The sequence below is a fragment of the Sphingopyxis selenitireducens genome (assembly GCF_051550705.1).
GTDB lineage: Bacteria > Pseudomonadota > Alphaproteobacteria > Sphingomonadales > Sphingomonadaceae > Sphingopyxis.
Map to the genome: position 1 here is coordinate 200,036 of NZ_JBPULG010000001.1, position 11,894 is coordinate 211,929.

An 11,894-nucleotide genomic window follows, 5' to 3' on the forward strand; every position below is an offset into this window, starting at 1 on the left:
CCCTTTCAGATCAATCCGCCCAGCCCGAACAGCGCAACCCCGCCGACCAGCGCCGCGGTGCCCGCGAGCAGGATCAACAATGTCAGCCGCGCCGCCGACGCGCGCCGCGATACCCAAAGGGCGACCACAGCTCCGCAGCCCATGGCGAACAGCGGCGCATAAAGAAAAACCCAGTCATAGCTGAACTCGCGCCGGACACGAACCATAGCCCACTGCTCGACCATCAGCCCATAGGCAAGGATCGCGAGCAGCCAACCGATGATTGCCGTAAAAGCGAACAGCGCGCCACCCCCCACGCATCCCCAGCCGCGCCCGGTCCGAGGCTTCTCGTCCGGACCGGGCGGCGGGGCGTCGGGCATCAGCCTTCCCAGGCGAGCACTGGCTTGCGGGCGGCCAGCGTTTCATCAAGGCGGGCGCGCGGTGCGAAATGCGGTGCCGATTTGAGCATCGGATCGCCATTTTTCGCACGCAGCGCGATGCTGCGCAGGGCGCCGATGAACTGATCGAGCGCGGCCTTGCTCTCGGTCTCGGTCGGCTCGACGAGCATCGCGCCATGGACGACGAGCGGGAAATAGACCGTCATCGGGTGATAACCCTCGTCGATCAGCCCCTTGGCGACGTCGAGCGTCGAGAAACCCTCGGCGAGTCCCTTGTCGCTGAACAGCGCCTCATGCATGCACGGCCCCGAGGCAGCAAAGGGCGCGTCGAGCACGTCTTCCAAGCTGCGGAGCATATAGTTGGCGTTCAGAACCGCGTCCTCGGCGACCTGCTTGAGCCCGTCGGCGCCGTGGCTGAGGATATAGGTGAGCGCGCGGGTGAACATGCCCATCTGACCGTGGAAAGCGGTCATACGTCCGAAGGTCTGCGGATGATCCTCACCCGCATTTTCTTCCTCGATCAAACGGAAGCCGCCGTCAGCTTGCTTCGTGACAAAGGGCAAGGGCGCGAAGGGCGCGAGCGCCGCCGACAGCACGACCGGACCCGAACCGGGACCGCCGCCGCCATGCGGGGTCGAGAAGGTCTTGTGAAGATTGATGTGCATCGCATCGACGCCAAGGTCGCCGGGGCGCACCCGGCCGACGATCGCGTTGAAATTGGCGCCGTCGCAATAGACATAGCCGCCCGCGGCGTGGACCGCGTCCGAAATCGCCCTCATGTCGCGCTCGAACAGGCCGCAAGTGTTGGGATTGGTGACCATCACGCCCGCGACGTCGGGGCCGAGCCGCGCCTTCAGCGCCGCCAGATCGACGCGGCCTTCGGCCGTCGCCGGAATATCCTCGACCGTGAAGCCCGCGAAGGCCGCCGTTGCGGGATTGGTCCCGTGGGCGCTTTCGGGAACGAGGATCACGCGGCGGTCTTCACCGCGTGCTTCGAGTGCTGCCTTGATGCAGAGGATGCCGCACAGTTCGCCGTGCGCGCCGGCCTTCGGCGACATCGCGACGCTTTGCATGCCGGTAAGCGTGATCAGCCATTCGGCGAGCTCGTGGATCACCGCATAGGCGCCCTGCACCGTTTCCTGCGGCTGCAGAGGGTGCGCGTCGGCAAAGCCGGGCATACGCGCGACCTTTTCGTTCAGGCGCGGGTTGTGCTTCATCGTGCAGCTGCCGAGCGGGAAGAGGCCGAGGTCGATCGCATAATTCTGCCGCGACAGGCGCGTGTAATGGCGCACCGTTTCGGATTCGGCGAGGCCTGGCAGGCCGATCGGCGCGGTGCGCGCGAGAGGGCCTATATCGACGGCGGGGGCCGCTTCGTCGAAATCGACGCCGGTCGTCTCCGTCGAACCGATTTCAAAGATCAAAGCCTCTTCGAGCATCAGCGCGCGATTGCCGGTGAAGGTGACATTGTCGTCGGCGCCGCCAGCGACGGTCATTTCGGGGCGCCAGCCGGCGGGATTGAGCGCGGTCATGCCAACACCTCCTTCAGGGCAGCGGCGAAGGCGGTGATATCCGCATCCGTGACCGTCTCGGTCACCGCGACGACGAGGCCGTTCGCCAGATCATGATTGTCGGGATAGAGGCGACCGAGCGACACGCCGCCCAAAATATCGCGTGTCGCGAGCTTGTGGATCACCGGGCGCGCCTCGGTGGGCAGCAGCAGCGTGAACTCGTTAAAGAAGCTGGTGTTGAGGACCGAGACGCCCGGAACCTTCGCCAGTTCCGTCGCCGCGGTCTTGGCGCGGCCATGGTTGATCGCGGCAAGCTGACGCAGCCCGGCTTCGCCGAGCAAGGTCATGTGGATGCTGAATGCCAGCGCGCAAAGCCCCGAATTGGTGCAGATGTTGCTCGTCGCCTTTTCGCGGCGGATATGCTGTTCGCGGGTCGAAAGCGTCAGCACGAAACCGCGCTTTCCGTTTGCATCGACCGTCTCGCCGCACAGGCGGCCCGGCATCTGGCGGACATATTTGGTCTTGCACGCGAACAGGCCGACATAGGGCCCGCCGAACTGGAGCCCGACGCCAAGCGACTGCCCTTCGCCGACCACAATGTCGGCGCCCATTTCGCCGGGCGCCTTGATCAGGCCCAACGCAACGGGTTCGGTGACGACGGCGATCAGCAGCGCACCGGCGGCCTGACAGGCGGCGGCAAGCGCTGTCATGTCGTCGATGCGGCCGAGAATGTCGGGATACTGAACGACGACGCAGCTCGTGTCCTTGCCAACCGCTGCGGCGAGCGCGGCCCAGTCGGTTCCGGCTTCGAGGCTGGGGTCACCATCGACCAGCACGTCGCCGGTATATTTCGCCATCGTCCGTGCAACGCTGCGGTAATGCGGATGGAGTCCGGTCGACAACAGCGCCTTGTCACGCTTGGTGATGCGCCGCGCCATGACGATCGCTTCCCAGCAGGCAGTCGAACCATCGTACATCGACGCGTTGGCGACGTCGGTGCCGAGCAGCCGCGCAACCTGCGACTGGAATTCGAACAGCATCTGAAGCGTGCCCTGCGCGATTTCGGGCTGATAGGGCGTGTAGGCGGTCAGAAACTCGCCGCGCTGGATCAGATGATCGACGCTCGCCGGAACATGATGGCGATAGGCGCCCGCCCCGAGGAAGAAAGGACCGTCACCCGCCGCCCGATTGCGGCGCGCGAGCGCGCCCATGTGGCGCTCGACCGCCAACTCGCTGGCATGCATCGGCAGGCCCGCGATCGGACCATCGAGCTGCGCTTCGGCGGGAACGTCGACGAACAGATCGTCGATCGACGCGGCGCCGATCGTGGCGAGCATCGCGGTACGATCATCGGGAGTGAGCGGAAGGTAACGCATGGCTATTCAAACTCCGGGAGGAATATGAAACCGTTCGCATCGAGCGCAGTCGAGATGCCCATCGGAAGCACACGCCCTCTCGACGTCGCTCAACACGAACGGATTCTGTCAAAGATCGTCGCAGAAGGCCTTATAAGCCGCGGCGTTCATCAGCGCGTCGAGCTGGCTCTTGTCGCTCAGCGTCATGCGGAAGAACCAGCCTTCGCCTTCGGGATCCGAGTTGACGAGCGCGGGGTCTTCCTCGAGCTGGCTGTTGCCTTCGGTCACGGTGCCATCGACGGGGGCATAGACATCGCTTGCCGCCTTCACCGATTCGACAACCGCGGCATCGCCGCCCTGGCTGAGTTCGGCGCCGGTGTCGGGAACTTCGACAAACACGATGTCGCCGAGCTGACCTTGCGCAAAGTCGGTAATCCCGACCGTCGCGATGTCCCCATCAACATCAAGCCATTCATGCTCTTCGGTATAATAACGCGGCATCAGTCAACCTCCCTGTTTGCGGACATAATTATGCGGAACAAAGGGCGTCGCGGCGACCGTCACAGGCACCCGCTTGCCGCGCACTTCAGCAGCGATCGCGGTGCCCGGCACGGCGTGGTCGCGCGGAACATAACCCATAGCGATCGGCGCGCCGACGCTGGGGGCAAAGCCGCCCGAGGTCACGACGCCGATCTCGGTATTGCCGTCGAATAGCTTGGCGCCTTCGCGAACAGGTATCTTTCCATCAATCAACAGGCCGACGCGCTTGCGCGGGCTTCCGTCGGCGAGATGGCCAAGGATGCGCGCGGCACCCGGAAAGCCGCCCTCTTCGCGGCGGCGCTTCGAGATAGCGAAAGCCAGATCGCCTTCGATCGGGTCGATGCCTTCGTGGAGGTCATGGCCGTAAAGCGGCAGCCCGGCTTCGAGACGCAGCGAATCGCGTGCGCCGAGGCCGATCGGCTTCACCTCTTCCATCGCGCAGAGCGCGTCGGCGAAATGGGCAAGCGCTTCGTTCGGGAGCGAGATTTCAAAGCCATCCTCGCCGGTATAGCCCGAGCGGCTGAGCGCGATCGCGTGGCCATTCCACGTCGCCGTCGCGGCCTGCATGAACACAAGGTTCGCAGCTTCCGGAACCAGCCGCGTCAGCGCGGCAACAGCTTTCGGCCCCTGCAGCGCGAGCAGGCCATAATCCTCATTATGGTTGAGCGTGATGTCGTCGGGAAGGTTTTCGCGCAGATAGCCGATATCTTCCCACTTCACCGCGCCATTGACAACGATGCCGATCTGGTCGCCCTCGTTGGTGACCATCAGATCGTCGAGGATGCCGCCATCCTCGGCGAGCAGCAGCGAATAGCGCATGCGACCGGGCTTGAGCGCCGAAATGTCGCCGGGGACGAGCGTTTCGAGGGCTTCAGCCGCACCGTCGCCCGAAATGCTGATCTGGCCCATATGGCTGACGTCGAACAGGCCCGCATGTTCGCGGACCCACAGATGTTCGGTCATGATGCCTTCATACTGGATCGGCATCCAGTAGCCGGCGAATTCGACCATCCGCGCGCCTTTGGCACGGTGCCAGGCGTCGAGCGGCAGCGTCGCGGTTTCCGGCGCTATTTCGGTCGCAACTTCTTCATCTTCGCGCATATCGCACTCCCGTTACTGGCACGGCAAGACGCGGCAAGATGCCGCCCTGTCGCCATGCCCCCTCTGTCACGGGAACCTGAGAGTTTTCCTCCATAAAACATGGAGTTACCCCTTCGGTGGTTTCGGCCAAAGCCCTATTCAGGCGGCCGGAACGCTTTCCAGAGTGTCCAGTCCAATCGCGCGGTCCTGCTGACCTGAGAGTTTCCGGGGCGGTTGCTCCTTCGGTGGCGGATCGGCGGTTGCCCGCCATCCGCGCTCTCCCGCGCAATCGGTCGAATCCCCTTGCGGGTCCCCGACGGACGTCCGAGCCTTGGCGCCGCGCTTTTGCAGAGTCAATCGGAGAGCCGCCGCATCGCGTCATTTTCGTGCACATAGGTGCCCGCGCCGCGCTCAGCCGAAAGGGCGACGATGGCCTGTGCAACGGTTTGCGCCGAAATCGAGCGATAGCGGCGGAGCGATCCGCGCATCAACAGGTCGGCGAGCGGCGCCGCGACCGTTGCAATCCCCTCCCCCAGCCGCGCCGGGCCTTCGCGGTCGCCGGTGAGCAGACCGGGACGCAAGATATCGAGGCGCTCGAAGCCGAGCGCGCGCAGCCCATCCTCGGTCTCGCCCTTGGTGCGAAGGTAGAAATTGCTGCTCTTCGCCGAGGCACCAACCGAACTGACGACGATCATGCGCGACGCGCCCCCAGCCCGCGCGCCCCGCGCCACCGCCATGATCAGGTCGTGGTCGACGGCGCGAAAGGCGGCTTGCGACCCGGCCTGGCGGATCGTCGTGCCGAGGCAGGAAATGAGGACTGCAGGGCGCTCGGCGGCGATCATATCGCCCCAGCGCTCGGGCGGAGCGACGAGCGCCGAATGTCCCGCAACTTCACGCCGCGCGAGAATCGTCAGGCCGGTCGCGCCGGCATTCGCCACCACCGCCCGCCCGACCAGCCCGGTCGCGCCGACGATGAGCGCGTCAGACATGCGCCAGCGCCGCGGGGACGGCATCGCGGCCGAAGATGTCGGCATAGCGGTCGATGGCGAAGCGGTCGGTCATGCCGGCAATATAGTCACCGATATGGCGTATTGTCGCGCCCGTTTCTTCGGGCACACGGCCCGCCCAGTCGGCGCCCATCAGACGCGGATCATCGGCATAGGCGGCGAACAGCCGCCCGACGATCTCGTTCGCGGCTTCGGCAGCGGCGATCTGCTCGGGATGGTGATAGAGGTTCGCGTACATGAAGCGTTTGAGATCGCGTTCGCGTTCGGCGAGTTCGAGCGAAAAGCCGCCGAGCGCCCGCCCCGCAGCGCGAACATCCTCGACACTGTGCACACCAGCCGCAGCGACATTCGCCTGCGTCGCGGCGATCACGTCGTTGACCATCACGCCGATCTGGTCGCGGACCAGTTCGCGAAGCAGGCGGTCGCGCGGAGCGCCGGGAAACCGGCCTTCGACTGCACGGAAATTGTCGGCGACGAACGGCTGGTCCATCAACTGGTCGATGCAGAGCAACCCGGCGCGCAAGCCATCGTCGATGTCGTGATTGTCATAGGCGATATCGTCGGCGACCGCCGCGATTTGCGCCTCGAGGCTCGCGTGGCTCGCAAGATCGAGCGGAAAATCGGCGTCGATCGCGGTGAGTGCCCAGCCGGCGTTCGTCACCGGACCATTATGCTTGGCGAGCCCTTCGAGCGTTTCCCACGTCAGATTAAGCCCGTCGAAGCGTGGATAGGGACATTCGAGCAAGGCCAATGTGCGCAGCGTATGACCATTATGATCAAAGCCGCCGTGCGCCGCCATGGCGGCCTTCAGCGCATCCTCGCCGGCATGGCCAAAGGGGGGATGGCCGATATCGTGCGCGAGGCACAGCGCCTCGGTCAGATCCTCGTTCAGCCCCAGCGCACGCGCAATCCCGCGGCCGATTTGCGCAACCTCGATACTATGGGTCAGGCGGACGCGATAATGATCGCCGTCGGGCGCGACGAACACCTGCGTCTTGTGACGCAGGCGGCGAAACGCGATCGAATGGATGATCCGGTCGCGGTCGCGCTGAAAATCATCGCGCGGCCCGCGCACGACGCGGCCGGGTTCGTCATAACGACGCCCGCGGCTGTGCGCGGGGTCGCTGGCGCACTTCGCGACGCTCACTTGACGGGATCGACGGACTGACCCGCCTCGCTGTTGAACGGGAGGCCATCGCCCCCTGCCTTTTTATAGTTCGCGAGCCAATCCTGCGCCGCCTTGCGATCCTTGAACGGACCGACGAGCAAACGGTTTATCCTGCCCCATTCGACAATCCCGCCCGACTTGCCCTTGAACAAATCAGGGCTCTTTCTGGAGAACTTGCCATAGTCGGTGGCGAGCGCGCGCGCATTGGCGCCCGCAGCGATCTGTACCCAGATACGCGCAGGGCTGGCCTTTTTCTCGGCAGCTTCGGCTTTCGCCTTGGCGTCGGCTTCCGCCTTGGCTTTGGCCGCAAGCGCGTCTTTTTCGCGCTTCACCGCTTCGGCGGCTTCGGCCCGGCGCTTGTCATCCAGCAATTTGGCGAGCGTTGCGGCGCCAATCGCATTGTCGGGTCCGTTCAGTTCCTCCGGCGGGATTTCGATCGAACCGACAATATCGGCCAGGGACGCGAGCGGTGCTGCGGCGGCGGGTACGGGTACGGACGCAGGTACAGTTGCGGGTGCAGCGGTCGGAATCGATGCCGCTGCAGACGGAGTCGCCATGTCCGCGATGGAATAGCCCGGCCCGACCGGCCCGGCATCCGGGTTCATAGCGACGCCGATCGTCCCTGGCGACGGCGCGGCGGGCGGTAGCGCCGTTACGGCAGCAGACGTCTGAGCCAGTGTCGTCGCTTCCAGCGCCGGGCGATTCGCAGGCGGGACGGATGACTGGGACGGCGGCGCGGCGGCAAGTTGGTTGCCGGTGGATGCCGGCCCGGGCGTGGCTGTCGGCGGTTTCGCCTCGGCCGCCCATCCCGGAGCGGGAGCGGGAACCGGCTGCGGCCTTGCCTCGGCCGCCCACCCGGGAGCGGGCTGTGACGGAGCCGGCGTGACAGCGGCTGGCGCGGCCGTGCGCGGAGGGATCGGCTGCGGCGTCGTTTGCGCCGCCCACCCCGGAGCAGGCTGCGCCGGGGTCACGCTGGCTCCTTTTCGTGCGACCGGCGCCGGCAGCACCACCCCGCCCGAACGGGCTCGATCCCTGTTTCCGCGAGTCCGGTCGGATGCAGCGGGTGCGGGTGTCGGTGCCGGGGTCGCCGCCGCGACCTGAACCGGCTTGCGCTTCGGACCGAGATTGCCTTCGGGGAAGCGCCCGAAATGAGCCGCAGCGGCCTGCTGCGCGGGGTTCAGCCGGTCGAGCTGCGTCAGATAGGGCAGGATATTCTGCGCGAGCGCCGCCGGCATCGTCGCATTGACGATCTCGGTCGCCTCTTTGTCGCGGCCGTTCATCGCCAATATCATCGCGCGCAACCGCCATGCGCCGCGGTCCTGCGCGCGCAATTGCGGGGTCAGCAGTTGCACCGCCCGATCGGCATCGCCGCTGATACCCAGCGACAATGCATAGCGGCGTGTGATCTCGTCATTCGGCCCCACGGACAACGCGAGCTGATAATCGCGCTGTGCCGCATCCTGCTGGCCGAGCAGGTCGCGCGCCAGCCCGCGATCGGACAGGAATGTCCGCTCGGGCGCGCCAAGCAGCTGTGCTTCGCCGAAATAATCGAGCGCGCGGGTCGGGTTTTCCATATGGACCATCGCCGAGCCCAGCGCGGCCTTGACCGTCCCGTCGCGCGGCGCGGCTTGTTCGGCACGGACCAGAAAGCCCAGCGCGGCGCGATAATCCTCCAGCTCGATCGACGCACGCCCCGCGTCGCGGAGCGCCGATGCGTCGCTGCTGTTCGCTGCGATACGGGCCAGCGCCGACGACAACAGGGTTCGCGCCGCCGTGCGCTTGTCCATCGCAGCCTTGGTCGCAGTATCGGGAACCGACGCCTGCATGGCGTGAGCCGGCGACAGCGCCGCCGACGTCAGGAGAAGAGCCCCGAGCGTGGCAGCATATCGCTGCACGCGCCCCGGCCTGGCCGTTATTTTCAATCGCCGCTGGGGCAAGTCAGATCATCCCGAATTTCGGCCTGCCCTTGCCCGGAGCAATGGCCATGAGATTGGCCCTGTTACTGGTTGTTCTGGCGATTCAGGAAACGCGGGATATCGACCCCGTCTTCCTTGCCGCTTTCTTCGCTGTCGGGTGCGGTCGAGCCGCGCGACAGGCGCGACATGCGCTCGAACAGGGTGCCACCGCTTGCCGCGCGCGCAGGGGCTTCCTCGACCGGAGCCGGCCGGTAAGCAGGCGTCGGCGCCGTGGGTTCACCGAGCACCAGTTCATCGTTCAGGTCGTCATAGGTTGCAGCAACCTGCGACAGGACCATCGGCTCTTCCTCGACCGGCGCCGCAGGGGCTGCGGGTTCGGCATGACCGCCCAGCGAAAAGCCGGGTGCGGGTTCGGCATCCGCCACCGGAGCCGCCGGAGCGACCGGGACTTCTTCGACGACCGGTTCAATCGCCTCTTCGACGACCGGAGCCGGCGTTGCGGCGCGGGCCGGAGCGAAAGAGAAGCTGCGCGTCGCAGGTGCGGCGGGAACCGCTGCTTCGCCATTATTGTCGATGCCGGTCGCGACGACCGAGACGCGAATCTTGCCCTGAAGCGATTCGTTGAACGCGCTGCCCCAGATGATGTTGGCGTCGGGATCGACCAGTTCGCGAATATGGTTCGCGGCTTCGTCGACTTCCATCAGGCGCATGTCTTCACCGCCGACGATCGAAACGATGACGCCCTTGGCGCCCGCCATCGAAACGCCGTCGAGCAACGGGTTGGCAATCGCCTTTTGCGCGGCTTCGAGCGCGCGGCCGTCGCCTTCGGCTTCGCCGGTGCCCATCATCGCCTTGCCCATTTCGCGCATCACGCTGCGCACGTCGGCAAAGTCGAGGTTGATGAGGCCGGGCATGACCATCAGGTCGGTGATGCCGCGCACGCCCTGTTGAAGCACTTCATCCGCCATGGTGAAGGCTTCTTTGAAGGTCGTGTTCGGGTTGGCGACGAGGAACAGATTCTGGTTCGGAATGACGATCAGCGTGTCGACATGTTCCTGCAGCTCGGCAATGCCCGAGTCCGCCGAACGCATGCGGCGCTGGCCTTCGAAGGTGAAGGGCTTGGTCACGACGCCGACGGTCAGGATGCCGCGGTCACGTGCCGCCTTGGCGATCACGGGGGCCGCACCGGTGCCGGTGCCGCCGCCCATGCCGGCGGCAACGAAGCACATATGCGCGCCGTTCAGCGCCTCTTCGACCTGAGCGATGCTTTCTTCCGCCGCCGCACGGCCGACTTCGGGCCGCGAACCGGCACCCAGTCCCTGGGTGATCTGTGTCCCCAGCTGGATGCGCCGTTCGGCCGGCGAAGCGTTCAGCGCCTGCGCATCGGTGTTCGCGACGATGAAATCGACGCCCTCGACCCGCGCGGCAATCATGTTTGCGATGGCATTGCCGCCCGCGCCGCCGACGCCGATCACCGCGATACGCGGCTTCAGCTCATCGACCTGCGGCGGGCCAATATTGATGCTCATCAATCAGTCTCCCTGCAGCGGTCAACCATCACCGCTTCCTCACTATGCAACCCTGTCTGGGCGGCGGTCCGACCGCCCGACTATCTGATACCGCATTGCACTATTGTGACTTGGGAATCACCCAAAAAATTAACCTTTTCACGTGCTCTGCATTCAAAAACTACTTTTCAGTGCCGCCATAAGGCGATGCAGGATCGAACTGCCCTTCGGCCGATAGACATCCTGCGACATCGTCGGCAAATCGCGCAGGTCGACAGGATCCGACGCAGCGTAGAGAACCAGACCCGCGAGCGTTGCGAAAGCCGGTCCGCTGTGCGCATCGGGCAGGCCGTGCAAGCCGCGCGGTCGCCCGACGCGGGCGGCGCGGCCAAGCGCGCTCTGGGTGTAATCGGCGATGCCCTTCAGGTCGGCGCCGCCGCCGACGAGCACCACCTGGCGGCCGATCGGCCCCACGAAATGCAGGTCCTTCAGCGTCCGGCCAATCTCCCCCATCATCGCGTCGAGGCGCTGGCGGATCACCGACACCAGCTGCGCGCGGGTGATGCGCGGCGCATCGCTGCCCGCAGGGGCGCCGGGATCGAGTTCGATAATCTCGTTATTGTCGCGCGGAGATGCCGAGGCCGATCCGTAAAAGCTCTGCAGCCGCTGCGCCTGACTGCGCCGGATGCCAAAGGCCGAGGCGATATCGTCGGTGATGTCCGTCGCGCCAAAGGGCAGCGACACCATTTCGACGAGCATCCCGCCGGCATAGAGCGACACGGTGGTGACCGCCGCGCCAAGCTCGACGAGCGCGACCCCAAGGTCGCGTTCTTCATCGGACAGGCAGGCGAGGCCCGCCGCGATCGGCGACGCGACGACGGCATTGACGTCGAGATGCGCCTGCCGCACCGCCGCCTCAAGATTCCGCACCGGCGCCCCGTCGGCCATGATGATGTGGATATCGACCCCCAGCCGGTCGGCATGAAGACCGATGGGGTTCTTCACCCCGGTCAGCCCGTCGAGCGTATAGAGCGCGGGTTGGGCGTGGAGGATCATCCGCCCTTCGGGGTCGATCCCCGCGCGACCCGCAGCAAGCAGATCGTCGACATCTTCCTGTTCGATGCGGTGGCCGCCGAGTTCGCTTTCGATCGGCGCGACGTCGCTCATCAGGCTGCCCGCCGAAAAGCTGACCCAGACATCGTCGATGTTCAGCCCGGCGATGCGTTCGGCCTGTTCGATCGCCTCGCGCACGATATGCTCGGTCTGCTCCATGTCGGCGACATAGCCACGCTGGACCCCGCGGCTTTCGCGCTGGCCGGTGCCGAGGACGTGAAGCTGACCGTCGGCGGTCTGCCCCGCAATCAGCGCGCACACCTTCCACGACCCGACATCGAGCGCAGTGATGATTTTCTCGATCCGCGGCGGAGCCATAGGG

The 11,894-nt window shown here is 65.6% G+C and carries 10 protein-coding genes and 2 riboswitches; all 10 genes read right to left on the reverse strand.

Going from position 1 to position 11,894, the window contains the following annotated elements; all coding sequences use genetic code 11:
- Positions 1-5: 5 nt before the first annotated feature.
- The 10 genes from ACSYDV_RS00890 to ftsA all read right to left on the reverse strand — a co-directional run bounded on the left by ACSYDV_RS00890 (position 6) and on the right by ftsA (position 11,890).
- Complete coding sequence (locus ACSYDV_RS00890; protein ID WP_438321856.1) at positions 6-359, reverse strand: hypothetical protein; 354 nt, start codon at positions 357-359, stop codon at positions 6-8.
- Positions 359-1,906: an aminomethyl-transferring glycine dehydrogenase subunit GcvPB gene (gene gcvPB, locus ACSYDV_RS00895; RefSeq protein WP_438321857.1), complete on the reverse strand. Its 1,548-nt coding sequence runs from the start codon at positions 1,904-1,906 to the stop codon at positions 359-361. Before gcvPB ends, ACSYDV_RS00890 begins: the two co-directional genes overlap by 1 nt.
- Positions 1,903-3,261 (reverse strand): aminomethyl-transferring glycine dehydrogenase subunit GcvPA, encoded by a 1,359-nt coding sequence (gene gcvPA / locus ACSYDV_RS00900; protein ID WP_438321858.1) that lies wholly within the window; start codon positions 3,259-3,261, stop codon positions 1,903-1,905. The genes gcvPB and gcvPA overlap by 4 nt, the downstream gene beginning before the upstream one ends.
- A gap of 108 nt (positions 3,262-3,369) precedes the next feature.
- Entirely contained in the window at positions 3,370-3,741 is a 372-nt protein-coding gene (gene gcvH, locus ACSYDV_RS00905; RefSeq protein ID WP_438321859.1) for a glycine cleavage system protein GcvH, read from the reverse strand.
- Positions 3,742-3,744: 3 nt separating this feature from the next.
- Positions 3,745-4,881 (reverse strand): glycine cleavage system aminomethyltransferase GcvT, encoded by a 1,137-nt coding sequence (gene gcvT, locus ACSYDV_RS00910; protein ID WP_438321860.1) that lies wholly within the window; start codon positions 4,879-4,881, stop codon positions 3,745-3,747.
- A 53-nt stretch (positions 4,882-4,934) separates the two neighbouring features.
- Positions 4,935-5,052: riboswitch (glycine riboswitch) on the reverse strand.
- Positions 5,053-5,154: riboswitch (glycine riboswitch) on the reverse strand.
- 59 nt (positions 5,155-5,213) lie between these two features.
- The gene (locus ACSYDV_RS00915) at positions 5,214-5,849 is read right to left on the reverse strand and encodes a Rossmann-fold NAD(P)-binding domain-containing protein (protein WP_438321861.1); all 636 of its coding nucleotides are present in this window, start codon (positions 5,847-5,849) and stop codon (positions 5,214-5,216) included.
- Complete coding sequence (locus ACSYDV_RS00920) at positions 5,842-7,014, reverse strand: deoxyguanosinetriphosphate triphosphohydrolase (RefSeq protein ID WP_438321862.1); 1,173 nt, start codon at positions 7,012-7,014, stop codon at positions 5,842-5,844. The genes ACSYDV_RS00915 and ACSYDV_RS00920 overlap by 8 nt, the downstream gene beginning before the upstream one ends.
- Positions 7,011-8,930 carry a tetratricopeptide repeat protein gene (locus ACSYDV_RS00925; protein ID WP_438321863.1) on the reverse strand — a complete coding sequence of 640 codons (1,920 nt, stop codon included), beginning with the start codon at positions 8,928-8,930 and terminating at the stop codon, positions 7,011-7,013. Before ACSYDV_RS00925 ends, ACSYDV_RS00920 begins: the two co-directional genes overlap by 4 nt.
- Before the next feature lie 104 nt (positions 8,931-9,034).
- Entirely contained in the window at positions 9,035-10,480 is a 1,446-nt protein-coding gene (gene ftsZ / locus ACSYDV_RS00930; RefSeq protein WP_438321864.1) for a cell division protein FtsZ, read from the reverse strand.
- Positions 10,481-10,633: 153 nt separating this feature from the next.
- Positions 10,634-11,890, reverse strand: a complete 1,257-nt coding sequence (gene ftsA / locus ACSYDV_RS00935; RefSeq protein ID WP_438321865.1) for a cell division protein FtsA — start codon at positions 11,888-11,890, stop codon at positions 10,634-10,636.
- Positions 11,891-11,894: the final 4 nt, after the last annotated feature.